The sequence below is a fragment of the Mycobacterium sp. IS-3022 genome (assembly GCF_001500065.1).
GTDB lineage: Bacteria > Actinomycetota > Actinomycetes > Mycobacteriales > Mycobacteriaceae > Mycobacterium.
The window spans coordinates 412,467-438,623 of record NZ_LQIN01000001.1 but is presented as its reverse complement, the minus strand read 5'-3'; the positions used below and the strand labels follow the sequence as shown (position 1 = coordinate 438,623).

The window sequence follows — 26,157 nt, the reverse complement described above, 5'->3', positions numbered from 1 at the left end:
GCGGAACCGGGGTGACTTCGGCAGTCACAAGACCCTCCTTCGGCGCGGGGCGTAGGGGTCGTCGTCAATCCATCCTAGTTAGCTGCAAAGCGAGCCGAAAGCTTATTCGCGAAGCACCATCTCGTCGCCGCCGTGCAGGCCGTATGGCACCGCGGTGAGCATCGTTACCGACAGATCCGCCCCGCTGGGGAGTTTGAACGTGCGTTGTTCACCCGGGCGGGCGCCGAGGATGGCCGCGCCCAGCGGCGACTGCACGGAGTAAACCTCCATGTCCCCGTGCTCGGCACTGCGCACACCGAGGAGAAACGTCTCGACCTCGGCGGTGTCGTCATAGCGAACGGTCACCACCATGCCCGGTTCGGCGATCCCGTCATCCGGTGGATCCTCGCCGACCACAGCGTTGATGAGCATCTCGTGAATCTGCTGGATGCGCGCCTGGCGGGCGCGTTTGACGGCGGTCGCGTTCTCGTCCGCGTCTTCGTCACCGACTGCATTTGCGACGAGTTCACGAAGCGTGGCGAGTTCCTCCTGCAGCCGCGTATGGGCCTCCGGTGATATCCAAACACGTTGTGCAATGGTCATTTCTGGTCCTTTCTCGGAAAAGGGGTTGCCGTCAGGGGCGGGCCACGGGCGCAGACAGCGCCGCCCCTGACGACTCGCAGCGCCCATGGCGGGCGAGCATGCGACGGGTTTTCGGTCGGTCGCCGGGCGCCGGTCTAGGCGACCGCGCGTCGTAGTGGATCGAAGGGCCGCAGTGCTTCGGGCTGCTTGCCGGTGGTGATCTGTTCGGCCAGGAGTCGGCCGGTCACCGGACCGTGCGCGAGCCCCCACATGCCGTGCCCGCCTGCGACGTAGACATTGCGCGCCATCTCGCCGACCAGGGGCCTGCCGTCCGGGGTGATCGGGCGCGGTCCGACCCAGATGTCGCTGCGCTCGGCCCACCGGACGCCTTGCAGCAGCGGGCTCGCAGAAGCGACGATCGCCCCCACCCGCTCGGCGGTCACCGGTTCGTGTGGGTCGCGGAACTCCATCGTGCCCGCCACGCGAAGTGCACCGTGGTACGGCGTGCACGCGACTCGTACGTCGGGCAGGTAGATGGGCCCGGGGATCGGGCGGTCCACCGGCACGGTGAAGGAGTAGCCGCGCCCTGACTCCACCGGGACGCTCAGCCGGTGGCCCGTCAGCCGTGACATCCACGCACCGGTGGCGATCACCGCCGTGTCCGCGGTCAGGTGCTTGCCGTGGTACGGCTGCACCACCACTTGATTGCCGGAACTGAACACGCCGCGCACATCCCGAGTCAGGATGCTCGCCCCGCGCTCCTCGACCGTCCGACCCAGGGCTTGGACAAACCGGCCGGGATCGACGAATCGCTGACCGTTGATGTTGATACCGGCGGTGATCGCCGGCGATGCCAGCGGCACCTGCTCACGCAACGCCTCACCGGACAACCCGGTGACGAACAGCTTCTGACCGGCCCGCTCGAGGGCGCGGAGTTCGCGCATCATCTTCTCGGCGTCCTCGGTGTTGCGGAACACCGCGGTGATCGGGGCGTCGGTCACCGGCGCCTCGACACCGTTCGCGACGAGAACGTCGAACGCTTCGATGCATTCTTCGTTCAGCGGCACACTGGCCTCGACCGCCCGGCGCCACGCCGACGGGCGGCAGTTGGCGGCGAACTGCATCAGGAACAACCACAACGCACCGTCGATGCTCAGCGGGATGTGCAGCGGGGCGCTGCGGTCACGCAACGAGCGCAGCCCGTAGCGCAGCACCTTCGGCGAGTTCAACGGCAGGGTCAGCGCGGGCGCGACCCAGCCGGCGTTGCCCCAGGAGGCGCCGCCGGCCACCCCGCTGCGGTCGACGACGGTGACTTCGACACCGCGCTCCTGCAGGAACCATGCCGTCGACAACCCGACGATGCCGGCGCCGACGACGATCGCAGACCGCGGCCCACCGTCCATCCGCTCGCCGCTGACCATCTCGATACCCTCCGTCGCCGAAACAACCCGTTGTCCACCCATGGTGCGGCCGGTCGCGTCATCGTGGATTGCCGCGCCAGGACAATCCGCGGCGCTGCCGTTGTGGTGATCCGACAACAGCCAGACCTGGCCGGACGAAGCGGCGAAGCCGTTTCAGTCGGTGTCGACGGCGGCGAGTTCGATCATGATGGCCAGCCGCTTGCGGGCGTCGTCCAGCGGCAGTTCGGTGATCTCACCCATCTTGCGCAGCCGGTACCGCACGGTGTTCTCGTGCACGCCCAGGCGGACACCGGCCTGAACGGGGTCGCCCAGCGCCTCCAGCCATGCCCTCAGCGTCGAGACGTACTCCGTGGCGTGGTCTTGATCGTGACGGCGCAGTTCGGCGACCGGTCCACGGTCCGGGGTGCGGCCGGACCGCGCCGCCGTGCGGAGTCGCTGCAGCAAAATCTCGTCCCACGATTCGTCGTAGGCGGGGGGCACCGCGTTCGACGGCCTGATCTCGTGCAGCGCCAGGCACTCGTCGGCTTCCTGACGTGCCGCGGGCAGGTCGGTGGTTCCGGCGGCCTTGCTGATGCCGGCCAACACGGTGACCCGGTCGGGCAGGGCGGCCCGCAATCCGGTGACCCATTTGCGAGCGGCGTCGGCCTGCTCGCCCGGCAGCAACGTGTAGATGGTGTTGCCTGCCAGCGCGCTGCGCCCAGGGCGCGACCAACCGAACCCGGCGGTCGCCCTTTCGAACGCCAGCAGCAGCGCGGCGTCGTGTTCGGTCCCGATGAAGGCCCGCACGGCGATGACCCGCATCGGTCCCTGCGAGAGGCCGAGTCTGCTGGCTGATGCCGCGGCGGCTGCACTTCCGTCGAGGAGTCGGAGCACCAGCTCGGATTCCACCTGGCGCTCCAGATCTGCACTGGCGCGGGACCGCAGCAGATGCAGAGCCACCGTGCGAGCGCCGTCGGCCAGCGCCGTGCGTTCGGGTTCGGCCAACGGCTCAGAGCACGAAACCCACACCGATCCCATCAATTCCCGCCCGGACCGCACGGCGACCACCATGCGGCCGGACAACCCGTGTCCGGTGTCGGGTCCGACGAACAGCGGCTCATCGGAGTTCAGCAGATGGGCGAATATGCCTTGCGCACGGAAGAATTCGCGCAGAGACTCGGGCGCCTGCCTGCTCATGATCGTCGCCACCCGTGCCGCATCGGCGTTTCCCTGCATCGTCGAGTACGCGAGCACTCGCGACAACGGGTCCTCGATGGTGACCCCGCCGCCGGTCGCTTCGGCCAGGCTGTCGGCGAGCGCGAACAGATCCGTTGGCCCCCGCCCGGATTCGGTTTCCCGTCCCTCGAGCACCAGCCCGTAGACGACGGCGGCGAGCTCGCTCCAGGACACCGTCGGATCGACGACCATCACCGCGACACCCTCGACCATGCCTGCAAACGTGGTGTCGTCGTCGCCGTCGCGAAGAAGCACCACCACCGCACGCGCCGAAACCGCCCACCGCAACGCCTCGTTGACGGTTCGCGCCCCGATCGCCATCAGTACGTCACCGGTGACCGTGCGGCCGCCGGCCATTTCGTGCATCACCACGCTGCCCAGCTCCCTGGACCGCGGGATCGGGCAGAAGCGTAGGCGCACGCCGTAACTGCCCAGCACGTTGACGAGCCGGTCCAAGGTGACCACGCGACCGACGTTACCGGGCCGGCTCGACGAGCCGGTTCGACTGCTAGCTGGAGACGACTCCGCGCAAGCCGTCCGCACCGAAGAGCGGCTCGAGCATCGACGAGTAGTCCGGGCCGCGGCGCACGAGTTGTCCGCCGTCGACGTTGATGACCTGGCCGGTGATGAAACTGGAGGCATCGCTGAGAAGGAAGAGCGACGCGTTCGCGATGTCGGTGACCTCGCCGGGCCGAGGCAGCGGCGTACACGCGGCGTAATCACCGCTCAGTTCCGGCGATTCGAGTACCGGCGCGACCAGTTCGGTGCGGATCAGACCGGGCCGGATGCAGTTGACCCGCACCCAGGACGCGCCGAGTTCGTCGGCGGCCAACTGCATCATGTGGTCGATGCCCGCCTTGGACACCCCGTAGGCGCCGAACCAGCGGTGGGTGTTGCTCGCCGCGATCGACGAGATGCCGATGAACGAGCCGCCGCCTCCGCGCACCATCTCCCGCGCCGAATGTTTGAGCACGTACATGGTGCCGTTGATGTTGAGGTCGACGGTGCGGCGCCACAGCTCCGAGTCGATCTGCGTGATCGGACCGATCGTCTCGCTGCCGCCTGCGCAGTGCACGACGCCGTACAGCCGACCCTTCCATGCCGTGGTGGCCTCCACGACGCGGGCCACCTCGTCTTCGTTGGTCACATCGGCCGGTTCGTAGAGCACCGAGCCCGAACCGCCCTGAGCGGAGATCTCGTCGGCCGCGGTGGAGAGCTTGTCGGCGTTGCGCCCGACGAGCATCGCGTTTCCGCCGGCCGCCACCACCGCCGCGGCCACGCCCTTGCCGATGCCGCTGCCCCCACCTGTGACCAGTACCGTCCGACCCGCCAACGACAACTCCACCGAAGACCCTTTCGCCATCTGATTTCTTCTAACGACTTCTCATCCGATCACAATGTCGGTCTGAGAGCGTCGCGGCGGATATATAGCCGCGACAGCGCCCTCAGCGCGACATTGCGTCAGCAATACCCCGCGGTCACGGTTGGTCACGGCGGGCAAGCTTGGGCGCCCCGAGCGTGCGCCAGTCCGGCACGTTCGGCGGAAGCCCGACGGGATAACGGTTCTCATTGTGCGCCGCCCAGTGCGCGTGGCCGAGTTCGTGGATGTGGAATGCGTGGCGCAGCGCCTCGGTGAAGCCCATCGCGTCGGCCGCGGCGTTCACCGAATCCTTGATCAACAGCGCCGCCATCGTCGGGCGCTCGGCGACGCGTCGGGCGAACTCGAGCGTCTTGTCCTCGAGTTGGTCGCGCGGGAAAACCTTGGAAACCATACCGAGCCGGTGGGCCTCGTCGGCATCGATCGAATCACCGGTGAGCAGAAGCTCTTTGGCCTTGCGGGCACCGAATTCCCATGGGTGCGCGTAATACTCGACACCGGGCATGCCCATCCTGACACCGACCACGTCGCTGAATTTCGCGTCGTCGGCGGCGACGATCAGGTCGCATGCCCAGATCAACATCAGGCCGGCCGAAATCGCGTTGCCCTGCACCTGCGCGATGGTGATCTTGCGCAGATCCCGCCAGCGACGGGTGTTCTCGAAGAAGAAGTGCCACTCCTGCAGATATGTGCGCTCGGCGATCGCGGGCACGGTCGCACCGTGCGACTGGAAGGTCGGATGCTGCGCCGGACCGGGCTTGCGTTCCAGCATCGCTTCTTCGGACCCGAGATCGTGGCCGGCCGAGAAGTTCTTGCCACGCGCGGCCAGGATCACCACTCGCACCCGGTCGTCGGCCTCGGCGCGGCCGAACGCCTCGTCCAACTGCACAAGCAGCGTGCGCGACTGGGCGTTCTGCGCCTGCGGGCGGTTGAGCCAGATGCGGGCGATCTGGCCGTCGTCCAGCGTTTCGTACGTCACCTGTTGTGCTGCATCGCCTCCGGCGTCGGCGCTTGTCAGATCAGGGCTCGCCATCGCGGACCACCTCGCTTGCATTGTTCGGCTTACTGCACATTACGGTGCCGCCCAAACCGGCCCTGCACCGCTTCCGGTTCGAGCCCCGTGGCGGTCGATGGCGACCCACCGACGCGCCAATCGTGCGCGGATGCCGAGGCAAGCTCCTAGAATCGCGAAATGGCGAATTCCTCGTTCCCCCTTCGACGCCTTGTTCTGGCCGGCGGATTCTTCGTGGCCATCGCGGCCGCGCCCGCGGTCGGCCTGGGTCTCGCCGGACCGGACGCCGCGCTGGCGCAGGGCTGCCAATCGGGCGAGGAAGCCGACCAGTTCACCACGACGTGTGTGCCGTACCTGGTGCCGACTTCGCCGCCGTTGTTCCAGACCACAGCGGCCAATCCGGACGTCCCGGAGATCGACGGCATTCCCTGCATCGGGCACAACTCCGGGGCCTGCATGGGGTTGGCCGAAGACGAGGCAGCGATGGGCCCACCGGCGCAACCCCGGTCCATCATCAGTTCCAGCCCGTAGCCACCGCTGCCCAGGAACTCTGCGAAGCTGTGCAGAAAACTGCGGGCTTCCATAGACTTCATGCCGACGACACGGTTGACAACTACAGGAAGCGTGACGATGGCGACCTTGAAGTTCCCCGCACAACGACTGATGCTTGCCGGTGGCTTTGCGGTTGCGATCGCCGCGGCGCCAGTGCTCGCCGCCTTTGCAGCCCCCGTCCCGAACGTGGCGCCGGTGGCGCAGAGCTGCTCCGGTGGCGAAGAGCCCGACCAGTTCACCGGTGTCTGCGTGCCCCACACGGTGCCGAACGCCGGTTCGACGTTCTCCACCCCGGCCGGTAACCCGGACGTGCCGGAGGTGCTGGGCGTTCCGTGCATCGGCCACAACCAGGGTGGCTGCATCGGCCTCGACGAGGAGGCCCAGGCCGAGCAGGTGACTCCGCCGCCGGCGCCGGTGTTCAGCCACAGCCCCTAGTCAGCGGGTTGCCGGACCGCAGCGACGGCCCCTTCGCCTAGAGTTGTCGTATGCCTGCCAAATCAGATTCCGCCGAACTCGGCGACGTCGAACCGCTCGCCGACAGCACCGCCCGCCAGGCGCGGCGCGTTGTCGCCGCATACGCGACCGACGCCGAGGAATGCCGGGTCTTCCTCTCGATGCTCGGCATTGGACCGTCGAAGCTCGAGGCGTAAGTGACGCCGGGAGGCGGTCCGCGGGCCGGCTCCGGGAACGCCGACTTCGTGGTGGTGGCCAACCGGCTGCCCATCGACATGGAGCGGTTGCCTGACGGCAGCACCACCTGGAAAAGAAGCCCCGGCGGGCTGGTGACAGCCCTGGAGCCGTTGCTCCGCCGTCGGCAGGGGGCGTGGATCGGCTGGCCCGGCATACCCGACGCCGATGACGCGCCGATCGAGCAGGACGACATGACCCTGTGCCCGGTCAGCCTGTCGGCCGACGATGTCGCCAAGTACTACGAGGGCTTCTCCAACGCGACACTGTGGCCGCTGTATCACGACGTGATCGTCAAGCCGATCTACCACCGCGAATGGTGGGACACCTACGTCGAGGTGAACCGGCGCTTCGCAGAAGCGACGGCGAAGAACGCCGCGCAGGGCGCGACAGTCTGGGTGCAGGACTACCAACTGCAGCTGGTGCCCAATATGTTGCGCACGCTGCGTCCGGACCTGACCATCGGCTTCTTCCTGCACATCCCGTTCCCGCCGGTCGAATTGTTCATGCAGATGCCGTGGCGGACCGAGATCGTCGAGGGCCTGCTCGGTGCGGACCTCGTCGGCTTCCACCTGCCGGGCGGAGCGCAGAACTTCCTCATTCTGGCGCGACGGTTGGTGGGCGCCAACACTTCCCGTGCGACGATCGGTGTCCGGTCGCGGTTCGGTGAGATCGATGTCGGCTCGCGCACGGTGAAGGTCGGCGCCTTCCCGATCTCCATCGACTCGACGGCCCTCGACCAGCAGGCGCGCTCGCGGTCGATCCGCCAGCGAGCCTTGGAGATTCGCAAGGAGCTGGGCAATCCCCGCAAGATCTTGCTTGGTGTGGACCGGTTGGACTACACCAAAGGCATCGACGTGCGGCTCCGGGCGTTCTCCGAACTGCTCGCCGAGGGCAGGGCCGACCGCGAGGACACCGTGTTCGTGCAACTCGCGACGCCGAGCCGGGAGCGGGTCGAGAGCTACATAGAGATGCGCCAGGACATTGAACGCCAGGTCGGTCACATCAACGGGGAGTACGGCGAGGTCGGGCATCCGATCGTGCACTACCTGCACCGTCCGGTGCCGCGCGACGAGTTGATCGCGTTCTTCGTGGCGGCCGACGTCATGCTGGTGACGCCGCTACGTGACGGGATGAACCTGGTCGCCAAGGAGTACGTGGCATGCCGCAGCGATCTGGGCGGCGCGCTGGTACTCAGCGAGTTCACCGGCGCCGCAGCCGAATTGCGCCAGGCTTATTTGGCCAACCCGCATCACCTGGAGGGCGTCAAGGACGCCATCGAGGCGGCGCTGAACCAGTCACCCGAGGAGGGTAGGCGCCGGATGCGGGCGCTGCGCAGGCAGGTGCTGGCCCACGACGTCGACCGCTGGGCGCGGGCGTTCCTGGATGCGCTGGCCTCGACGCGCTCCGCCGACGAGCAACCCGCGTCCGCTAGATCGGAGTGATGTAGTTGATCAGCCATTGGCCGTCGATGCGCTTGTATTCCACGCGCAGTCGTGCGCCGTCGTAGATCGGCTGATCGCGGTTTGACTTCTCCGACACCGTCCGATTGATGTAGACCATCACCGCTGCCGAGTTGCGCTGCGCGTCCATTACTCCCACGCCAACCACGTTGGCCTGGCTCACCACTTCCCGCTCCCGAGCCTGCGGGATGATGTCGGAAAATGCCCTGTCCTCGAACTCTCTGCGGTATTCCGGCGTCAGCAGGTTGTAGGCCTCGGTGAGGTTGCGCTCGACGGTCTTGTAGTCGTAGGTGAACACGGTCGGGATCTGCTTCTGCGCAAGCGGTCCCAGATGCTCGCGGGCGGCTTGCTCGCCACGCGTCTCCACTCGCTGCCAGTACAGCGCACCGCCCACCGCGGCCAGACTCACGAACGCCGCAGCCACCAGGCCCGCGACCAACCTCGCAATCCAGCGCATCAGTTGCCGCCGTTGGGATAGGTGAGGTCATAGGCGGTCATTCGACCGTCCTCATCCTCGTGGACGATGATCCGCAGCCGGTAGGGTTTCGACGGTCTGTTGTTCCCGTGCATGTCGCTTGCCGTGACCCGCGCCGACACCAACACCGATGCGTTGTTGCTGATGTTGTCGATGCTCTCGAGCGCGGCACCGTTGATCACGGCCTCCGAACTGCCGCCGGTCTCCCGGAAGATGGCCTTGAGATTCTCGACATTGTTGCCCTGGCTGAACATGTCGCGCAACGGGCCACTGGTGCTGTTGTAGAAGCGGTCGACGCTCTCGTCGATGGTGTCCTGCTTGAAACTGAACATGTTCACCACGGTCTGCGTCGCGGTGTCCACGAACTGCTGGTTGCGCGCTTGCACTGCTTCTGCGTTGTTCCGCTGGACGATCAACACTGCCACCGCACCCCCGAGTGCGCTCATCGCGACGAACCCGAACGTCAGGACAAGCGTCACGACCAGCCGACGGTGCGCCGGTCGGCGGGGCGGTGGCGCGACCGCAGGTGTCTTGCGGGCGGGTGTCGCGCCGGCCGTCGCCGGTGTCCCGACGCGCACCGCGGTGGCGTCGGCGGCCTTGCCGCTGGCCGGTCCGGCGGGCCGGGATGCGCGGCGTCGAACCGCCTGACGCGGGCGGGTGGAAGTCGATGTCATGTCTGCCTCGGATAAAGCATGAGATCTAGCCAATTCTCCTGCGGCCGCATACTAGCGGCACCAGGCGCGTACACGCCGGTACCGCCGGCCGGGTCGATGAACACACCGCTGTTCTGGTCGTACGTGCCGTAGACGGTGCTGTTCGCTTGCGCTGCGAGCGGCTGGCCCCCCGGCGCCAGTGAGGCGGGCGCCGAGGCCTGCGGCTGGGGGGCCCCAGGTGGCGGCGGTGCTGCAGGAGCCGGGCCGGGCGGTGGCGGCGGCCCGTAGGGCCCGGCGAACACGGGCGGCGGGTTGGTCGCCCACCCCGGCGGGACCGCAGGCGGCGGCCATGCCTCCGGATACGGCGCCGGCGGTATCCACGCCGTGAACGGTGGCGGCGGTGGCCCTTGGTTCGGCGGGGGAATATACGGCCAAGGCTGATGCGGCGCTGGGCCCGGGCCGGTCTGCACCCCGGGGGGAACCAGACCTGGTGCGACGGGATAGCCCGGGTCTGGATCATTCTCGGGTGGAATGTATGGAAACTTGTTGGGGGGCAGGATATTTCGCCCGTCCTCAGGCGTGTCGTCCTCCATGACGTCCATCGGCGTGCCGATCGGCACCGGCGGACCGCGCCATGGACTGTTTCCGATCGGGACGTAGCCGCGCGGGTCGCGGCACAACTGGATTGTGGGCGCGCGCTTTCCGGGAAACTCCTGGCACGGGTAATTCCTCGCGCCACGCACCACCATCGGATCGTTCTGCGCAACTTTGCAATACATGTCCGTCGGCAGTTCACGCAAAGTCGTGTCGCCAGGTGTGCGAATCTCCGACGGCGGCAAGAACCCCGTGTTGCAGGGTGGCGGGTCGTTGATCGAGATCTTGAAGTCCTGCTTGCCACCTTCGTCAACGGGAAGCTGGCCGCCGATTGTCAACAGCGCCGCTTGCAGGGCGGGGAAGATTACGAGCGCCTGTTCGATCGACTTGTGATAGATCACGCCGACGCGGCCGAAGTTGGCCAGATTGGCCGCGAGCACCGGGAACGACGGACGGATGCCCGAGAAAGTCTCGCTGGCTTCGGCTGCCGCGCCCGGCGCGGTCGCGAGCAACGAACGCAGCTGCGGGTCGGCACCGGCCACTTCGCTGGTGAAGCGCGCAAGTCCGTCGGCCAACGACCGGATGTCATCGCCGCTGCGAACCTGCGCTTCCAAGAGCGGCCCCGCCTGATCGATCAGGGTCGAGGTCTGCGGCCAGCTTGCATTCGCCTCGTCTATCAACCTCCGTGCCGACTCGATCAGTCGCGCCAGTTCGGGCCCGGAGCCGTTGAACGCCTTGAACGTCTCGCTCAACAGGTCCTGAAGCCGCGTGTTGTCGAGGCTGCTCACCAATTGGTCTGCCTCACGCAACAATTCGGTGACTTCCTGCGGTATCGCCGTGCGCTCCTTCGGAATGGTTGCGCCATCCCCCAGCACCGCCGAGGAGGGATCATCGGGCGGAACGAAATCTACGTATTGTTCGCCGACCGCGGACACGCTCTTGACGGTGGCCGTGGAGTTCGCCGGGATCTTGATATCGCTGTTGAGCCGCATGTGCGCGGCAACGCCGTCGGCGGTCAGCTCCACGCCCTCGACGCGTCCGGCTTGCACGCCGCGGAAGGTGACATTGGCGTTTTCGTACAATCCGCCGCCGGCGACGAAATTCGCCGACACCTGATACGTACCCAGGCCGAGCCGGGCGGGAATACGTACGTACAACAGGGCTATCGCGCCGACCGCAAGCACGGTCACGATGATGAAGACCCACAGCTGGATTTGCGTAGTTCGAGTGAACATTACTCGGGCGGCACCTCCTGACCCGACGCAGTGCCGGGCGGGATCTTGAACGGGTCCGCGGCCTGCCCGGACAGGTTCGCCATCTCCCCGGTCAGAAACTCCGGCGGGTTGACGACTTCAGAGAGTCGCTTCATGTTCGGGTCGAAAAATGATGTGGTGAAAATGGTTTCGCCGAGCCGGCGGATGGTCAGGTCGAATGTTTCGAAGATGTTGAAGTAATCGCCCCTGGCCACTCGATGCAGGTTCTTGCCCGGGAAGGGGAAGGTCGCCAAGCTGTCCAGGCTGGTCACAAGATCCGCGCGATTGTCGTTGAGCGGCTTGATCACCGCGTACACATCAATGATGTCCTCGGCGAAATCATCCTTGGTTTCGGAAAGGACACGCGCCGACACAGTGGCCAGGCGCCTCAGCGCAGCGAAAGCGTCGACGATCTGGGCACGGTTCTCGTTGAGTACTTTGAGTGCCCCGGGAAGAGTGTCCAGCGCGCGACCCAAACTGTCCTTACTGCGCGCGAGAACTCCCGCGAATCGGTTCAGGCCCTCGGCTGTCGCGATGATGTCTTCGGTCTGCCGATTCAGTGAGGAGGCGAGTTCGGCGAGTCGCGGTATCAGGTCGGCGAACTGGCCCTGGCGGCCGGCCACCGCGTTGTACACCTCTTGCGTGATGTCTTGCAGCGCACCGAGGTTGCCCTTGTTGACAACCACGCCCAACGCCGACAGCACTTCCTCGGTAGACGGATAACGGCTGCCCTGGCTCAATGGGAGCTGAAGCCCGTCGCGCAGCTCACCGACCGGCGGTTCGTCGACCGGAGGCGCCAGCTCGATGTGCTGCGACCCCAGCAGCGATGTCTGCGCGACCTTCGCCGTCGAGTTGGCCGGCAATTTGACGTCTTCGTCCAGGGCGAGTTTCACCGCGGCGTAGAAGCTGCCGTCGGCCCGCTGAACCGCCTCGATTCCCGACACGCTGCCGACTGTGACGTTGTCAATCATCACGGGCGAGTTTTGTGGCAGCGTGGCCACGTCCGGCACCTCCACGGTGATCGAGAATGCACCTTTGCCGTGGCCTGCGGTACCCGGCATGTTCAGCGAGTTCAACCCGCCGAACTGACAGCCGGCAAGCAGTACCACGCCGGAACCGATGGCCAGGGTTCGGCGAGTTGCGCGACCCGCATTGATTCGCACCAGCCTGCGTGTCATTGTCCGCCTCCATGCGGGACGGCGGCCTCGGCCGGAAGTGGGCCGGGTGCAGCTGGTGCGGGCGGTACACCCGGAATCGGACCAGGAGGGGGACCTGGCGGCGGTACCACTGGGCCGAGCGTGTACGGCTGCGCCGGTGGCGGGGGTCCCGGAACCGCAGGTTGAGGCAGCAGCAACGCGCTGGGATCTCCCGGATCGCCCTGCCGTGGCGGGAATTGCCCGTCGGCCGGTATCCACTCCAGATACGGGATGTAGGTCTTCGCCTTGGCCTCCGTCGCCGGGGTGTCATAGATGACCTGACCCTTGTACGCGGTGATCGTGTTGATCCCGTGCGACATGAAGGGCGGGTAGTTGACCGCCAGGCGCTTCAGCACCGGGGCCATCCGCTGGCGACAGATCTCGGTTCGCTTGTCGTAGTCGGGCGTTCCTGCAGCGTCGAAATTACCGCAGACGAACTGCACTGGGTTGGCGAACTCCGGCAGGCCCAGAACGCCGTTGGCGGTGCCCTGAGCCGGGTTGTAGATGTTGTAGAAGTTCGCCATGGCGTTGGGCAAGACATGCAGTATCTGTTCGACGTCATCGGTCTGCGTTGTCAGGATGCTGGTGAAGTCGGTCAGCCTGTCGATGCTGCCTACCAGCGTCTGGTTGTTCTCGTCGAGGAAGCCGCGGACGTCCGACAAGGCCTGGTTGAGACTGCCCAGGGTGTCGTTGAGCCCCACCGAGCTGTCGGCCAACACCTGCGAGACCGAGGCCAAGTGTCCACTGAATTGCACGATTTGCTCGTTGCTCTTCGAGAGCGCGTCGACCAGGATCTGCAGATTCTTCACGGTGCCGAACAGGTCGGCGCTCGAGTCGCCCAGCCGCCCTGCGGTCTGCGACAGTTCGCGCAGGGCTTCCCGGAATGAGTCGCCGTTGCCGTCGAGCGTGTCCGCGGCCTGATCGACGAACTTGCTCAGTGGGCCCTGGACTTGGCCTTCCGACGGTCCGAGCTGCTGGCTGAGCCTGGTCAGCTCGGTCTTGACGTCGTCCCACTCCACCGGCACGGCAGTGCGGTCGAGTTCGATGGTGCCGCCGTCCTTCATCGCCGGGCCGCCTTCGTAAGCGGGGGTGAGCTGAATGAACCGGGCAGCCACCAGGTTTGGCGCCATCATCACCGCGCGGGCGTCGGCGGGTACCTTTACGCCGTCCTTGACATTCATGGTGATCTTGACGGCATCGGCCTGCGGTGTGACCGATTCGATCGAGCCAACCGGAACGCCGACGACGCGGACTTCGTCGCCCGGATACACGCCCGCCGCTGAGGCGAAGTAGCCGACAATCCTGTACGTGGTGGCTCGTGGCCATACCACGGACACACCACCGATAAGCGCCAGCAGCAGTGCGGCGATCAGTCCATAACGCATCCAGCGGCTCACGGTGACTTCGGCCTTATGATCAGCCGCTCGGTGAGGAACCCGCGCAGCATGTCGGCCAAGCTGTCCGGGATCTTGCCCGGTTGGAAGTAGAGATCCAGCAGCATAGCCTCCGTCGTACTGTTCGGTACCGCGTTGGGCAGGTTCACCTGGAAACCCGGCGCCGAGCCGACCGCCTCGCCGAGGGCGGTGGCATACGGGGGCAGACGCTTCAGCGCCTCGCTGATGTGTTCGCGGCGTTCGAGCAGGTTGTCCAGTACCAGATTCAACTTCCTCAGGGCCGGGCCGAATTCGCGGCGGTTATCGGCGACAAACCCCGAAATCTGCTCTGAGACATCGTCGATGCCCGCGATCAAACTACTCAGAGCTTCCCGTCGTTCATCGAGAGCGGCGAAAAGCTGATTGCCGTCGATGATGAGTTGATTGACCTGACCGGCCCGGTCGGCGAGCACCGCGGACACCGACTTTGCCCGGGACAACAGCTGGCCCAACGCTGCATCGTTGGCATTGATGCTGCGCGACAACGTGGCCACCCCGTCGAGCGTTCGGCGCAGCTCCGGCGTCGCGTCGCGGAATGAATCGGTCAGTACCTGCAGCGCCTGGGTCAACTGCTCTTTGTCCAGAGCGTCGGAGTTCTGAGCGAGATCTTGCAGTGCGGTGTTCAAAGTATACGGAACTGTCGTGCGGCTCAACGGAATTGATGTCACCGATCCGCTACCTTGTGGATCGACCCCCAACGACCGCTCCCCCAGAACGGTGTCGGTCCGGATCGATACGAGCGTCTGATCCCCCAGCCTGACCTTGCGGTCAACCGTGAATGCCACCTTTGCCACGGTGCCGGCGAGGGCAACATCGGTCACTTTGCCGACCGTGATACCGGAGACGTTGACGTCGTTACCCGGCGAGATGCCGCCGGCGTCGGCGAAGTAGGCCTCGTAGGACTTGCCTTGCGGATAGAACGGCAGGCTGGTGTAGCCGAACGCGACGAACAAGACCAACACCACGATGATGATTCCGAAGATGCCTGCCCGGAGCGTCTTATCCATTGTCTGAGCACCTACCCTTCGATAGGTCCGGGACCGACATAATCGGCAGGATGATGTCGCTGCCTGCGGGCCCGTTGAACTTCAACTTCACCGAGCAGATGTAGTAGTTGAAGTATGACCCGTACGCACCAAGTGAATTGAGCCGCAGGTAGTTCTCGGCCAGTGGTTCGATGACGCTGTTGACCTCGGCCTTGCGGTTGTCGAGTTCGGTTGCCAGCGGACGAAGGTTCTCGAGCACGCCCTGGAGCGGTCGTCTCGAATTGACCAGCATGTCGGTCAGATCCGCTTCCGCGGAAGCCAGCGGAGGAATCGCCCCGGCGATGGGATCCCGGCCCTGAGCCAGTCCGCTGACCAGCTTTTGGAGCTCGTCCACGCTGGCGTCGAACTCGACGCTCTTCTCGTCGATGGTGCCCAGCACCTCGTTGAGATTCCGGATCACCTCCGAGATCACCTGGTAGCGATCGCCCAAAGCCTGGCTGAATGACCCCGTCTCCGAGAGCAATTGGGAAAGCGCGCCACCCTCGCCCTGGAGCAATTCGAGGATCGCATTGCTGATCTGATTGACCTGCTCACCATTGAGACCCTTGACCACTGGGCGCAGGCCGCCGAGCAAGGCGTCCAGATCCAGGGCCGGCTGGGTCTGGTTGATGGAAACCATGCCACCCGGCGGCAACTTTCGAAGCTCGCCCGGACCCGAGGTGATCTCCATATACCGGTCGCCGACCAGGTTTTCGTAGCGGATCACGGCTCGCGTCGACGTATACATCTGGTACTTCTTGTCGAGGGTGAACGCCACATCGACCGTATTGTCGGGATTCAGCTTCACACTTTCGACAGTGCCGACCGGAACCCCGGCGATGCGCACGTCGCTGCCGCCCTCCAGCTTGGAAGCGTCGCTGAACGTGGCGTGGTAGCTGTTGGTCTTGGCGAATCGGAACTCACCGAAGATCACCACCAGACCGACGGCAACCATCAGCATGACCACCGCGAAAATGCCCACCTTGAGCAGAATCCCTCGGTGGCCCATCAGAAGTCGTCCCGTTCCGCGAAGGCGCCGTTGAAGAGGAACTGGAACGTCGACGGAGCGTCGACCTGCACCTCGGTGAACGGCTCGTACGGGATGTATGCGTTGTCAGTGACCAGGAATGGTGACCTGTAGAACGAGCCGCCAACCTGCTTGCTGGGCAGGTCGGGAAGGCCGCGGCAGTTCGGGCCGCCCGACGCGTTCACGATCGGCAGACTCTCTGGATAGGTGTACGACGGCACGCCCAACACGAAGCTGGAACTGACCATCGCCCCAGGGTTGTAGCCACCGAGGATGGCCGCGCCCCGCTCGGCTCCCCTCGCGACACCCTGCACTATGCAACCGAGTACCGGCGAATAGTCGCCCAGCACTTTCAACGGCGCCCGTAACCGCTGGATCGCAGCAATGTAGTCGTCCGCCGCGGGCTCCAGCGTTGCGGATCCCTCGTTCGCCACCCCGATTGTTGCGAGCAACGTCGCGTTCAGGTTTGCCCGCTCATCGCCGATTGTCTTACTGATCGTGGGCACATTCTCGATCACGGTCACCAGGTCGGGACCGGCATCGCCATAGATGTTGGCCACCGTCGCTGTCTGCGCGAGCAGCGACTCGACCGTCGGCAACTTCGGATTCAGTTGGGCGAGATACTGGTTCAAATTCGCCATGGTGGAGCCGAAGTCGTCACCGTGACCGCGCAGGCCCTCTGCGATCGCCGAGATGGTTGCGTTCAGGTGGATGGGATCGATCTTGTTCAGTACATCGATCAGGGTCTGGAACAACGTGTTGGCTTCCAGCTGAACCGCGTCGGCCTGCACAACGGCGCCGGGGCGTAGCGACGTATCGGACGGGCGCTCCGGCGCAAGGAATTCCACCGACTTTGCGCCGAAAACCGTTGTGCTGCCGATACGCACCGGCGCATTCGATGGAACGTAGCCCAGTTCGTCACGGTTGATCGCGAGCGTCAGCGTCGCATGTTCACCGGAATACTCGATGTCTTCGACCTTGCCGATCTGGATACCGCGGTATTTGACCTTGGCGTCCTTGTCCATCACCAAACCAGCGCGCGGGGCGGTGACCGTCACTGTGTCGGTCGGGGTGAATGCGGCGGTGTAGGCGAGATAGGTGAACACCGAGAACGCCACGATGATCGCCGCCAGCACTGCAGCGGCGATCCTGATCGCGGAGGTCCTCGACATGATGCTCTCCTCTAACCCGACAGGTTGAAGTTACCGGTCGCGCCGTACACGCCCAGGGAAATGAACAGGGTAATGATGACCACCACGATCAGCGACGTCCGAACCGCCTTTCCCACAGCGACGCCCACGCCGACTGGACCGCCGGATGCGTTGTAGCCGTAGTAGGTATGCACCAGCATCACCGCGACCGCCATCACAATGGCCTGAGCGAAGGACCACAGTAGATCTGTCGGTATCAGAAACGTGTTGAAGTAGTGGTCGTAGAGACCGCCGGACTGGCCGTTGACGTACACGGTGATGGTGCGGGCCGAGAAGAACGCCGCCAGCGTTGCCAACGAATACAGCGGAATGATCGCGACCAGCCCGGCCACGATGCGGGTGGACACCATGTAGGACACCGAGTGCACGGCCATTGATTCGACGGCATCGATCTCCTCGCTGATGCGCATCGCGCCCAGTTGGGCGGTCGTGCCCGCGCCGATGGTGGCGGCGAGAGCGATGCCGGCGATGATCGGCGCGACGATGCGCACGTTGAGGTAGGCAGACAGGAACCCGGTCAGCGCCTCGATGCCGATGTTGCCGAGCGACTCGTAGCCCTGCACCGCGATGACGCCGCCGGATGCCAGAGTAAGGAAGGCCGCGACGCCGACGGTGCCGCCGATGAGGATCAGCGCGCCGGTGCCCAACGTCATCTCCGCAATCAGCCGGATCGTCTCTTTGCGGTAGCGCCGCACCGCGTTCGGTATGTATCGGACTGACTCGGCGTAGAACAGTGCCTGCTCGCCAAACGAGTCGACGCCGTCAACCAGCCCACCGAACGCCCGCCGCATCCGCAGCGTGATGTCGTAGCTCCCCAGCTGGCTCATCCGCCCAGCACCCGAACGCCGATTGCGGTCATCAGCACGTTGATCACGAACAGGCAGATGAAGGCGTAGATGACGGTCTCGTTGACGGCCTCACCGACGCCCTTGGGTCCCCCCTTTACGGTGAGGCCGCGGTAGCAGCCGACGAGCCCCGCCATCACCCCGAACAACAGGGCCTTGACTTCTGAGATCACCAACTCGCCCAGCCCGGTCAGGATGGTCAAGCCATTGATGAACGCCCCGGGGTTCACCCCCTGCAGGAGCACGGAGAACACGTAGCCACCGCAGAGACCGATCGCGATCACCAGACCGTTGAGCAGCAGCGCCACACAGGTCGACGCCAGTACGCGCGGCACCACGAGCCGTTGGATCGGATCAATGCCGAGCACCCGCATCGCATCGATCTCTTCACGGATGGTGCGCGCACCCAGGTCGGCGCAGATTGCGGTTGCCCCGGCGCCGGCGATGACGAGCACGGTCGAGATCGGCCCCAGCTGAGTCACCGTGCCAAACGCTGTACCGGAGCCGGACAAATCCGCTGCACCGATCTCGCGCAGCAGGATGTTGAGGGTGAACGCGACCAGCACCGTGAACGGAATCGAGATCAGCAGCGTCGGAATGAGCGAAACGCGCGCGATCATCCAGGTTTGCTCGAGGAACTCGCCGAACTGGAACGGGCGACGGAACATGGCCCGGAGAGTCTCGAGCGACATCTGCATGAACCCGCCGACAGCCCGCGCCGGAACCGTGAGCTGTTCGATCAACCTCGGCTCCGTTCTCTGGCAGATGCTCGGCGCGTGCGTCGTGGCGAATAAAGCGAATCGCGTTGCCGCGGCGGGCTTCTCACCCCTTGTTTAAGCGTTGCTCTTAGTGAGCCGGATCATACTAACTAGAACAAGTTCGCAGTGTCAAAGAACCGGAAAAGGAGTCGAAATTGTGATCTTTGCGCTGGTCAAGACAGGTGTGATCCAGATCATTCTAGAACGTGTTCTAGTAGCGCATCGGCTCGACGAACGAGACTTTCGGTCTTGCTACGTCATCAGTCCGGTGGCCGCAAAACACTTCTGCGGATCACGTTCAGCAAAGTAGCTTCGCAGCGTTTCGGACAGGTCCCCCGTGTCCCACTGAGCGGAATCCGCGGTGAACTGTGCCTCCACGGCCGGCGCCGCCACCAACGTCACCGTTGGACCGTAGACGATGAACAGCTGTCCGTTAACCCCCTCCGCCGCGGGCGAGGCCAGGAAGCGGACGAGGTTCACCACGTGCTCCGGCGACAGCGGGTCGATCTGCCCCTCCGCAAGTTCCGGTGCCTCGCCGAACACGTCCGCGGTCATCGCGGTGCGAGCGCGTGGCGCGATGGCGTTGGCCCGCACGCCATAGCGTTCGAGCGCGCGCGCCATCGACAGGGTCAGCGCGGTGATGCCGGCCTTGGCCGCGCCGTAGTTGGCCTGCCCGACAGGTCCCACCAGGCCGGCCTCCGAAGACGTGTTGATGACCCGGCCGTAGACCTGTCCGTTGTTCTCCTTGGCTTTCGCCCGCCAGTACGTTGCGGCGTTGCGGGTCAGCAGGAAGTGTCCCCGCAGATGCACGGCGATCACCGCGTCCCAGTCCTCGTCGGACATGTTGAACAGCATCCGGTCGCGGGTGATGCCGGCGTTGTTGACGACGATGCCCAGGCCGCCGAGACCGTCGGCCGTTTCGACAAGTTCGTCGGCCGTCGCCCGTTCGCTGATGTCACCGGCCACCGCGACGGCCTTGACGCCCGCGGCGGTGATCTCGTCGATGACGTCGGATTTGTCCAACGCCGCGGCGATGTCGTTGACGACGATGGTGGCCCCGGCCCGGGCGAGGCCGATGGCCTCCGCGCGGCCCAGTCCGGCGGCCGCGCCGGTTACCACCGCTACGCGGCCGGACAGGTCGTTGGCGTCAGTGCTCATGCGGCTCCTCGCGTGGCCGGTTTCGGCATCAATTTATGAATACCTCTAGTCTCTGCGGATCAGCGCGGCCCGGGGGCACTCGGCGATCGACTGCTCCGCCAGTTCCTCCTGGTCGGCAGGCACCGGGTCGGCCTTGACCACCGCATAATCCTCGTCATCGAGATCGAACAGGTCCGGCGCGATTCCCACGCACACGGCGTTACCTTCGCAACGGTCCCGGTCCACTTCCACTCTCATCACAACCTCCTCGCGGTCAGAGCTGCTCTGAGCCCAGTGTGACACCGGTCTGGACCCCAAGACTAGAACGTGTTACAACCGGGGGTGAACGCGGGCTGGCTCCCCGGCTGCCACGTGGTGCCTCTACAGAAGTTAGGACAAGGCGATGCGAATCGGCTACACCCCCGAGCAGGAAGAGCTGCGCCGCGAGCTGCGCTCCTACTTCACCAAGTTGATGACCCCCGAGCGGGCCGAGGCGCTGGCGTCCAACGACGGCGAGATGGGCCGCGGGAATGTCTACCGCGAGACCGTCGCTCAGATGGGCAAGGACGGCTGGCTGACGTTGTCGTGGCCCAAGGAGTTCGGCGGCCAGGCCCGCCCGCCGATCGACGGGCTGATCTTCAACGACGAGGCCGCGATCGCCAACGTGCCGGTGCCGTTCCTGACCATCAACAGCGTGGCGCCGACCATCATGGCGTTCGGCACCGATGAGCAGAAGAAGTTCTTCCTGCCCAAGATCGCCTCGGGTGATCTGCACTTCTCGATCGGGTATTCCGAACCGGGCGCAGGCACCGATCTGGCGTCGCTGCGCACCACCGCGGTCCGCGACGGCGACGACTACGTCATCAACGGCCAGAAGATGTGGACCAGCCTGATCGCGTACGCCGACTACGTCTGGCTGGCGGCGCGCACGAACCCGGACGCCAAGAAACACCGCGGAATCTCGATGCTGATCGTGCCCACCACGGCGGAGGGGTTCTCGTGGACGCCGGTGCACACGATGGCCGGCGTGGACACCAGCGCGACGTACTACCAGGACGTGCGGGTGCCGGTGACCAACCTGGTCGGCGAGGAGAACGCCGGCTGGAAGCTGGTGACCAACCAGCTCAACCACGAGCGGGTCGCGCTGGTTTCCGCGCAGCCGATCTTCCTGGCGCTCAACGGCGTTCGAGAATGGGCGCAGAACACCAAGGATGTGCACGGCAACCGGTTGATCGACTCGGAGTGGGTGCAGCTGAACCTGGCCCGGGTGCATGCCAAGGCCGAGGTGCTCAAGCTCATCAACTGGGAGTTGGCGTCCTCGGACGAGGCGGCGCCCTCGCCGGCGGACGCCTCGGCGGCCAAGGTGTACGGCACCGAGTTGGCCACCGAGGCCTACCGCCTGCTGATGGAGGTGCTGGGTACCGCCGCGACGCTGCGTCCCGATGCGCCCGGCGCGCTGTTGCGCGGGCGGGTCGAACGGATGCACCGCAGCTGCCTGATCCTGACGTTCGGCGGCGGCACCAACGAGATTCAGCGCGACATCATCGGAATGGTCGCGCTCGGCCTGCCCCGAGTGAACCGGTAAGGATTGTCGACATGGACTTCAAGACGACGGAAGCGTCCGAGGACCTCGGCGGGCTGGTACGCACCATCGCCGACTCGGTTGTCACGCCGGAGCGCCAACGCGAGCTCGACGGCCTCGAGCAAAGATTCGACCGCGACCTGTGGACCAAGCTGATTGATGCCGACGTGTTGTCGGCGGCATCCCCGGAAGCGGTGGGCGGCGGCGGATTCGGCGTGCTCGAGCAGGTCGCGGTGCTCGTCGCGCTCGGTCGAAAGCTCTCTGCGGTGCCCTACCTGGAGTCGGTCGTGCTGGGGGCGGGCGCGCTGGCCGCGTTCGGTTCCGACGCGCTGCAGCAGGAGTGGGCGGTGTCCGCGGTCAAGGGCTCGAGAATCCTGACGATCGCGCTCGACGGCGAAATGGGCGATGGGCCGGTGCAGGCTCAAGCAAGGGGCGACGGGTTCCGGCTCACCGGTTCGCGCACCCTCGTGCCGTACGGACCGGTCGCCGACGCGTTTCTGGTTCCGGCCGAAACAGATTCGGGCACAAAGGTCTTTCTCGTCGCGGCAACCGATGCGGGGGTGGTGGTCGAGTCGCTGAGCACCACCGGACAGGGCAGCGTGGGACATCTCGAGTTGCGCGGTGTCGAGCTGGGCGCCGACCGCGTCGTCGGTGACGCCGATACCTTGGCGTGGCTGGTGACGCGAGCCACTCTGGGACGCAGTGCGTTCCAGTTGGGTGCGCTCGAACGCGCCTTGGAGCTCACCGCGGAATACGCTCGTGAACGTGAACAGTTCGACCGGCCGATCGGCAGCTTCCAGGCGGTGTCGTCGCGGTTGGCCGACGGCTACATCGACGTCAAGGCGCTGCGGTTGACGGTGACCCAGGCCGCGTGGCGGCTCTCCGAGAATCTCCCCGCCGACGTCGACGTCAACACCGCGGCATTCTGGGCCGCCGACGCGGGCCACCGCGTCGCGCACACCACGGTTCACGTACACGGCGGCGTGGGCATCGACACCGACCACCCCGTGCATCGCTACTTCCTGGCGGCCAAGCAGACCGAGTTCGCGGTCGGCGGCGCCACCGGACAACTGCTGCGCATCGGTCGGGAGTTGGCCGACACGCCCGCCTGAGGTGAACCAACTTCCCACCGTCGCAGGACTGTTGACGCCGCTGATCGACGTCGACGACCGCGGGGTGTACTTCGAGGAGTCGTTCACACCGTGGCGTGAACACATTCGGCACGGCGCCGCGGTGGCGGCGGCGCTGCGCGCGCGCCTCGACCCGGACCGCCCTCCGCATGTCGGCGTGCTGCTGCAGAACACCCCGTTCTTCTCGGCGGTCCTGGTGGCTGCGGGGCTGACCGGCATCGTGCCGGTGGGACTGAATCCGGTGCGACGCGGCGCGGCACTGCGACGCGACGTCGAACACGCCGATTGCCAAGTGGTCCTTGCAGATTCAGCGTCGGCGTCGGCACTCGGCGATGTCGACCACATCGACGTCGACTCCCCCGAGTGGGCGGCCGAGGTGACCGCGCACCGCGACGCGCCGGTGCAGGTGAGGCCCGCCGACCCCGGCGACCTGTTCATGTTGATCTACACCTCGGGCACCAGCGGTGACCCCAAGGCGGTCAAGTGCAGCCAGGGCAAGGTCGCGATCGCGGGTGTGACGATGACGCAACGCTTCTCGCTCGGACCCGCCGACACCTGCTACGTCTCGATGCCCCTGTTCCACTCGAACGCTGTGCTGGTGGGCTGGTCGGTGGCGCTGGCGTCGCAGAGTTCGTTGGCGTTGCGCCGCAAGTTCTCCGCGTCGCAGTTCCTGCCCGACATCCGCCGGTTCGGCGCGACGTACGCGAACTACGTGGGCAAGCCGCTGTCGTATGTGCTTGCCACCCCCGAACGACCAGACGACTCGGACAATCCGCTGCGGGCGGTCTACGGCAACGAAGGCGCGCCGGCCGACATCGACCGCTTCGCCGAGCGGTTCGGTTGTGTGGTCATGGACGGGTTCGGTTCCACCGAGGGCGGTATCGCGATCGCGCGCACGCCCGACACCCCACCCGGTGCACTGGGCCCGCTGCCTCCCGGCACCGACATCGTCGACGTCGACACCGGCGAGCCGTGTCCGCCCGGCGTGACCGGTGAACTCGTGAACGCCTCGGACACCGGGCGTTTCGAGGGCTATTACAACGACCCCGAGGCCGATGCCGACCGGATGCGCGGCGGTGTCTACCACAGCGGCGACCTGGCCTACCGCGACGAGCAGGGCTACGCCTACTTCGCGGGCCGGCTCGGCGACTGGATGCGGGTCGACGGCGAGAACCTCGGCTCGGCACCGATCGAACGGGTCCTGCTCAGGCATCCGGACGTGGTCGAGGCCGCGGTGTACGGGATACCGGCGCCCGACGTCGGCGATCAGGTGATGGCCGCGGTGACGCTCACCGAGGGCGCCGCATTCGATCCCGGCGGGTTCCGCGACTTCCTGGCGGCCCAACCGGATCTCGGGCCCAAGCAGTGGCCGTCGTTCGTCCGGGTGAGCGGAACGCTGCCGCGCACCGAGACGTTCAAGGTGATCAAGCGGCAGTTGGCCGCCGAAGGCACCGAATGCGCGGACCCCGTCTACGAGATCCGGGCTTAGCGCCTCAGCTCCAGACGCGGTCGCGCCATCGCCAGGCGCTGTCGTCGAGGAATTCGGTGAGCGTGCGGGGCGGTCTGCCGAGGAGTAGCTGGACATCGTCGGTGATCTGCTGGTTCTGCCCGAACCGGGTCAGCGTGTACACCGCCGCCATGAACCCGATGGTGTCCCAGCCGACGCCGCGGCCGCGCAGCCGTCGGGCGAAAGCGATCAGGTTCGGATCGGTGTAGGTGACCGGGTGGCCCAGCGCAGCCGTGAGTTCCTCGGCGACCTCGGTCATGGTCAATGCGGCGGGCCCGGTCAGGTGATACACGACGTTGCGGTGCGCCTCGCTGTCGGCGAGCACCAGCTCCGCAACGGCGGCGGCGTCGCGGGCGTCGATGAACGTCGTGCGGCCCCGACCGGCGGGGATGAACAATTCACCGCGCTCGGCGATGTCCTGCCCGTGAGTGGAGATCTGCCGGTGCAGGTTTTGCATGAAGAAGCTGCAGCGCAGCACGGTCCACGTCATCGAGCTCGCGCGCAACGCGGCCTCGACCTTGTAGTGCGGGATGAACCGGGCGCGGTCGGCACCGAACACCGAGATGTACACGACGTGTCTGCATCCGGCGCGCTCGGCCGCCTGCAGGAAGGGGATGATCGCTTCGCGAGCGGCGCGGTTGCCCGGCAGCGGGAACAGCAGGAACAGCGAATCCACGCCGGCGAGCGCGTCGTTCCATGTGGACGGATCGAAGAAATCGAGGCGCGTCGGCACGGCCGAGCCACCGTGTAGCCGCGCGTGCACCTGCTCGGGATGGCGGCTGGCCACCCGCCACGTCGGTCCGCCCTGTCGGGCATCGAGGAGCCTGACGAGCTCGTGACCTACATTGCCCGACGGGCCGGTGACCAAGAGCATGGTCCCGTAGTAGCACGGATACCGCCGCGGGTCAGTTCTCGCGGATTGTGTCGAGGCGGCGCGAGGCCTCCTCGAATCCTTCGACGAGTTCGGCGATGATGTCGGCGACGGGGCGGATTTCGTTCATCCGGCCGACGATCTGGCCCACCGGCATCGCGACGGTGTCGGGGTTGTCGGACTCGTTCATCCGCTGATGGGCCTCGCTGACGAGGATGTTCTGCAGCGGCATCGGCAACGGCTCCGGCGCATCGGGGGCATCCCAGGCGTCGGTCCACTTGCTCTTCAGCAGCCGCGCGGGCTTGCCCGTGTAGATGCGGCGGCGCACGGTGTCACTGGAGTTGGCGCGCAGCAACGCTTCCTGGATCGTCGACACGCCGCTGGGCTTGCGATGGCCGAGGTCATATTCGGCCGCCGTCAGGAACGCCGAACCCATCCACACTCCGGATGCGCCCAGCGCCAACGCGGCGGCCACCTGCCTGCCGGTGCCGATACCGCCGGCCGCCAGCACCGGCGCCTTACCACCAAGGGCGTCAACGATTTCCGGCCACAGCACCATCGACCCGATTTCACCGGTGTGCCCGCCCGCCTCGTGACCCTGCGCCACCACGATGTCGACGCCGTTCTCGACATGCCGCTGGGCATGCTTGGCGCTACCGGCCAGCGCCGCGACCGGCACTCCCGCCGCATGCGCCTGGTCGATGACGTCCTTCGGCGGCGAGCCGAGCGCGTTGGCGATCAGCTTGATCGGATGCTTCAGCGCGACCTCGACGTGCGAGCGGGCCACCGAATGAAGCCAGCCGAGCACACCCTCGTTGCGCTCCCCGTCCTCGGGGAGTGGCGGGACCCCAAGGTCGGCAAGGGTTTTCGCGACGAAGTCCCGGTGGCTCTGCGGGATCAACTTGTCGATGTCGACCGCCGTGCCCTCCTGTGGCACCTTCGCAGGCATCACCACGTCGACGCCGTAGGGCTTGCCGTCGGTGTTCTCGTCCATCCAGCACAGGACGCGCTCGAGGTCGTCGGCGTCGTTGAACCGCACGCAGCCCAGCACCCCGAGTCCGCCGGCCTTGCTGACCGCGGCGGCAACCTTCTCCGACGGCGTGAAGACGAAGATCGGGTACTCGATGCCGAAGCGGTCGCACAGTTCGGTGCGCATCTCTATTTCTCCCGT

The 26,157-nt window shown here is 65.9% G+C and carries 26 protein-coding genes; 7 read left to right on the top strand and 19 right to left on the bottom strand.

Annotation, left to right across the window (positions count from 1 at the left end):
- Positions 1 to 102 precede the first annotated feature (102 nt).
- The 5 genes from AU188_RS02110 to AU188_RS02090 form a co-directional block, all read right to left on the bottom strand.
- The gene (locus tag AU188_RS02110; RefSeq protein ID WP_059162027.1) at positions 103 to 582 is read right to left on the bottom strand and encodes a GreA/GreB family elongation factor; all 480 of its coding nucleotides are present in this window, start codon (positions 580 to 582) and stop codon (positions 103 to 105) included.
- A gap of 134 nt (positions 583 to 716) precedes the next feature.
- The gene (locus AU188_RS02105) at positions 717 to 1,982 is read right to left on the bottom strand and encodes an NAD(P)/FAD-dependent oxidoreductase (RefSeq protein ID WP_059162276.1); all 1,266 of its coding nucleotides are present in this window, start codon (positions 1,980 to 1,982) and stop codon (positions 717 to 719) included.
- 153 nt (positions 1,983 to 2,135) lie between these two features.
- Positions 2,136 to 3,662, bottom strand: a complete 1,527-nt coding sequence (locus AU188_RS02100; RefSeq protein WP_059162026.1) for a PucR family transcriptional regulator — start codon at positions 3,660 to 3,662, stop codon at positions 2,136 to 2,138.
- A 43-nt stretch (positions 3,663 to 3,705) separates the two neighbouring features.
- Entirely contained in the window at positions 3,706 to 4,560 is an 855-nt protein-coding gene (locus AU188_RS02095; protein ID WP_502687573.1) for an SDR family oxidoreductase, read from the bottom strand.
- Positions 4,561 to 4,675: 115 nt separating this feature from the next.
- On the bottom strand, positions 4,676 to 5,608 hold the full coding sequence (locus AU188_RS02090) for an enoyl-CoA hydratase (protein ID WP_059162025.1): 933 nt from the start codon (positions 5,606 to 5,608) through the stop codon (positions 4,676 to 4,678).
- 159 nt (positions 5,609 to 5,767) lie between these two features.
- On the opposite strand from AU188_RS02090, the gene AU188_RS02085 reads away from it, so the two are divergent.
- The 4 genes from AU188_RS02085 to AU188_RS02075 all read left to right on the top strand — a co-directional run bounded on the left by AU188_RS02085 (position 5,768) and on the right by AU188_RS02075 (position 8,271).
- Complete coding sequence (locus tag AU188_RS02085) at positions 5,768 to 6,118, top strand: hypothetical protein (RefSeq protein ID WP_059162024.1); 351 nt, start codon at positions 5,768 to 5,770, stop codon at positions 6,116 to 6,118.
- 99 nt (positions 6,119 to 6,217) lie between these two features.
- Positions 6,218 to 6,574, top strand: coding sequence for a hypothetical protein (locus AU188_RS02080; RefSeq protein ID WP_059162274.1), 357 nt, complete (start codon positions 6,218 to 6,220; stop codon positions 6,572 to 6,574).
- Positions 6,575 to 6,624: 50 nt separating this feature from the next.
- On the top strand, positions 6,625 to 6,789 hold the full coding sequence (locus AU188_RS25180) for a hypothetical protein (protein ID WP_156426535.1): 165 nt from the start codon (positions 6,625 to 6,627) through the stop codon (positions 6,787 to 6,789).
- A complete protein-coding gene (locus AU188_RS02075) occupies positions 6,790 to 8,271 on the top strand; it encodes an alpha,alpha-trehalose-phosphate synthase (UDP-forming) (protein WP_059162023.1) in 1,482 nt (493 codons plus the stop codon).
- On the opposite strand, the gene AU188_RS02070 is transcribed toward AU188_RS02075, so the two are convergent.
- From AU188_RS02070 to AU188_RS02015, 12 genes are all read right to left on the bottom strand, one after another.
- A complete protein-coding gene (locus AU188_RS02070) occupies positions 8,258 to 8,746 on the bottom strand; it encodes a mammalian cell entry protein (RefSeq protein WP_059162022.1) in 489 nt (162 codons plus the stop codon). The two genes, AU188_RS02075 and AU188_RS02070, sit on opposite strands and share 14 nt — an antisense overlap.
- A complete protein-coding gene (locus tag AU188_RS02065; protein ID WP_059162021.1) occupies positions 8,746 to 9,438 on the bottom strand; it encodes an Rv1363c family protein in 693 nt (230 codons plus the stop codon). Before AU188_RS02065 ends, AU188_RS02070 begins: the two co-directional genes overlap by 1 nt.
- Positions 9,435 to 11,246 (bottom strand): virulence factor Mce family protein, encoded by a 1,812-nt coding sequence (locus tag AU188_RS02060; RefSeq protein ID WP_059162020.1) that lies wholly within the window; start codon positions 11,244 to 11,246, stop codon positions 9,435 to 9,437. The genes AU188_RS02065 and AU188_RS02060 overlap by 4 nt, the downstream gene beginning before the upstream one ends.
- A complete protein-coding gene (locus AU188_RS02055) occupies positions 11,246 to 12,442 on the bottom strand; it encodes an MCE family protein (protein WP_059162019.1) in 1,197 nt (398 codons plus the stop codon). Before AU188_RS02055 ends, AU188_RS02060 begins: the two co-directional genes overlap by 1 nt.
- Positions 12,439 to 13,857, bottom strand: coding sequence for an MCE family protein (locus AU188_RS02050; protein WP_286137241.1), 1,419 nt, complete (start codon positions 13,855 to 13,857; stop codon positions 12,439 to 12,441). The genes AU188_RS02055 and AU188_RS02050 overlap by 4 nt, the downstream gene beginning before the upstream one ends.
- Positions 13,854 to 14,900, bottom strand: a complete 1,047-nt coding sequence (locus AU188_RS02045; protein WP_059162018.1) for an MCE family protein — start codon at positions 14,898 to 14,900, stop codon at positions 13,854 to 13,856. The genes AU188_RS02050 and AU188_RS02045 overlap by 4 nt, the downstream gene beginning before the upstream one ends.
- Positions 14,893 to 15,927, bottom strand: a complete 1,035-nt coding sequence (locus AU188_RS02040; protein WP_059162017.1) for an MCE family protein — start codon at positions 15,925 to 15,927, stop codon at positions 14,893 to 14,895. Before AU188_RS02040 ends, AU188_RS02045 begins: the two co-directional genes overlap by 8 nt.
- A complete protein-coding gene (locus tag AU188_RS02035; protein WP_059162016.1) occupies positions 15,927 to 17,117 on the bottom strand; it encodes an MCE family protein in 1,191 nt (396 codons plus the stop codon). Before AU188_RS02035 ends, AU188_RS02040 begins: the two co-directional genes overlap by 1 nt.
- An 11-nt stretch (positions 17,118 to 17,128) precedes the next feature.
- Complete coding sequence (locus AU188_RS02030) at positions 17,129 to 17,983, bottom strand: MlaE family ABC transporter permease (RefSeq protein WP_059162015.1); 855 nt, start codon at positions 17,981 to 17,983, stop codon at positions 17,129 to 17,131.
- Positions 17,980 to 18,744: an MlaE family ABC transporter permease gene (locus tag AU188_RS02025; RefSeq protein WP_059162014.1), complete on the bottom strand. Its 765-nt coding sequence runs from the start codon at positions 18,742 to 18,744 to the stop codon at positions 17,980 to 17,982. The genes AU188_RS02030 and AU188_RS02025 overlap by 4 nt, the downstream gene beginning before the upstream one ends.
- Before the next feature lie 267 nt (positions 18,745 to 19,011).
- The gene (locus AU188_RS02020; protein ID WP_059162013.1) at positions 19,012 to 19,917 is read right to left on the bottom strand and encodes a 3-oxoacyl-ACP reductase; all 906 of its coding nucleotides are present in this window, start codon (positions 19,915 to 19,917) and stop codon (positions 19,012 to 19,014) included.
- Between the two features lie 45 nt (positions 19,918 to 19,962).
- Complete coding sequence (locus AU188_RS02015; RefSeq protein ID WP_059162012.1) at positions 19,963 to 20,154, bottom strand: ferredoxin; 192 nt, start codon at positions 20,152 to 20,154, stop codon at positions 19,963 to 19,965.
- Between the two features lie 145 nt (positions 20,155 to 20,299).
- Here AU188_RS02015 and AU188_RS02010 point away from each other — a divergent pair, with 145 nt between their 5' ends.
- The 3 genes from AU188_RS02010 to fadD17 are packed head-to-tail and all read left to right on the top strand — an operon-like array spanning position 20,300 to position 24,097.
- Positions 20,300 to 21,481, top strand: coding sequence for an acyl-CoA dehydrogenase (locus AU188_RS02010; RefSeq protein ID WP_059162011.1), 1,182 nt, complete (start codon positions 20,300 to 20,302; stop codon positions 21,479 to 21,481).
- Between the two features lie 11 nt (positions 21,482 to 21,492).
- Complete coding sequence (locus tag AU188_RS02005; RefSeq protein WP_059162010.1) at positions 21,493 to 22,590, top strand: acyl-CoA dehydrogenase family protein; 1,098 nt, start codon at positions 21,493 to 21,495, stop codon at positions 22,588 to 22,590.
- Between the two features lies 1 nt (position 22,591).
- A complete protein-coding gene (fadD17, locus tag AU188_RS02000) occupies positions 22,592 to 24,097 on the top strand; it encodes a long-chain-fatty-acid--CoA ligase FadD17 (RefSeq protein WP_059162009.1) in 1,506 nt (501 codons plus the stop codon).
- A 4-nt stretch (positions 24,098 to 24,101) separates the two neighbouring features.
- Here the strand turns inward: fadD17 and AU188_RS01995 are convergent, their stop codons facing one another.
- Both AU188_RS01995 and AU188_RS01990 read right to left on the bottom strand, forming a co-directional pair.
- The gene (locus AU188_RS01995) at positions 24,102 to 24,989 is read right to left on the bottom strand and encodes an NAD(P)H-binding protein (RefSeq protein WP_059162008.1); all 888 of its coding nucleotides are present in this window, start codon (positions 24,987 to 24,989) and stop codon (positions 24,102 to 24,104) included.
- Positions 24,990 to 25,020: 31 nt separating this feature from the next.
- Entirely contained in the window at positions 25,021 to 26,142 is a 1,122-nt protein-coding gene (locus AU188_RS01990) for an NAD(P)H-dependent flavin oxidoreductase (protein WP_059162007.1), read from the bottom strand.
- Between the last annotated feature and the right edge of the window lie 15 nt (positions 26,143 to 26,157).

Bases quoted from the DNA above. Each gene is read 5' to 3' on its own strand.
- AU188_RS02085 (WP_059162024.1), top strand. From the start codon at position 5,768: ATGGCGAATTCCTCGTTCCCCCTTCGACGCCTTGTTCTGGCCGGCGGA.
- AU188_RS02040 (WP_059162017.1), bottom strand. From the start codon at position 15,927: ATGGGCCACCGAGGGATTCTGCTCAAGGTGGGCATTTTCGCGGTGGTC.
- AU188_RS02015 (WP_059162012.1), bottom strand. From the start codon at position 20,154: ATGAGAGTGGAAGTGGACCGGGACCGTTGCGAAGGTAACGCCGTGTGC.
- AU188_RS02110 (WP_059162027.1), bottom strand. From the start codon at position 582: ATGACCATTGCACAACGTGTTTGGATATCACCGGAGGCCCATACGCGG.
- AU188_RS02010 (WP_059162011.1), top strand. From the start codon at position 20,300: ATGCGAATCGGCTACACCCCCGAGCAGGAAGAGCTGCGCCGCGAGCTG.
- AU188_RS01990 (WP_059162007.1), bottom strand. From the start codon at position 26,142: ATGCGCACCGAACTGTGCGACCGCTTCGGCATCGAGTACCCGATCTTC.
- AU188_RS02080 (WP_059162274.1), top strand. From the start codon at position 6,218: ATGGCGACCTTGAAGTTCCCCGCACAACGACTGATGCTTGCCGGTGGC.
- AU188_RS02060 (WP_059162020.1), bottom strand. From the start codon at position 11,246: ATGTTCACTCGAACTACGCAAATCCAGCTGTGGGTCTTCATCATCGTG.
- AU188_RS02005 (WP_059162010.1), top strand. From the start codon at position 21,493: ATGGACTTCAAGACGACGGAAGCGTCCGAGGACCTCGGCGGGCTGGTA.
- AU188_RS02035 (WP_059162016.1), bottom strand. From the start codon at position 17,117: ATGTCGAGGACCTCCGCGATCAGGATCGCCGCTGCAGTGCTGGCGGCG.
- AU188_RS02095 (WP_502687573.1), bottom strand. From the start codon at position 4,560: ATGGCGAAAGGGTCTTCGGTGGAGTTGTCGTTGGCGGGTCGGACGGTA.
- AU188_RS02030 (WP_059162015.1), bottom strand. From the start codon at position 17,983: ATGAGCCAGCTGGGGAGCTACGACATCACGCTGCGGATGCGGCGGGCG.
- AU188_RS02070 (WP_059162022.1), bottom strand. From the start codon at position 8,746: ATGCGCTGGATTGCGAGGTTGGTCGCGGGCCTGGTGGCTGCGGCGTTC.
- AU188_RS02065 (WP_059162021.1), bottom strand. From the start codon at position 9,438: ATGACATCGACTTCCACCCGCCCGCGTCAGGCGGTTCGACGCCGCGCA.
- AU188_RS02020 (WP_059162013.1), bottom strand. From the start codon at position 19,917: ATGAGCACTGACGCCAACGACCTGTCCGGCCGCGTAGCGGTGGTAACC.
- AU188_RS02055 (WP_059162019.1), bottom strand. From the start codon at position 12,442: ATGACACGCAGGCTGGTGCGAATCAATGCGGGTCGCGCAACTCGCCGA.
- AU188_RS02090 (WP_059162025.1), bottom strand. From the start codon at position 5,608: ATGGCGAGCCCTGATCTGACAAGCGCCGACGCCGGAGGCGATGCAGCA.
- AU188_RS01995 (WP_059162008.1), bottom strand. From the start codon at position 24,989: ATGCTCTTGGTCACCGGCCCGTCGGGCAATGTAGGTCACGAGCTCGTC.
- AU188_RS25180 (WP_156426535.1), top strand. From the start codon at position 6,625: ATGCCTGCCAAATCAGATTCCGCCGAACTCGGCGACGTCGAACCGCTC.
- AU188_RS02105 (WP_059162276.1), bottom strand. From the start codon at position 1,982: ATGGTCAGCGGCGAGCGGATGGACGGTGGGCCGCGGTCTGCGATCGTC.
- AU188_RS02045 (WP_059162018.1), bottom strand. From the start codon at position 14,900: ATGGATAAGACGCTCCGGGCAGGCATCTTCGGAATCATCATCGTGGTG.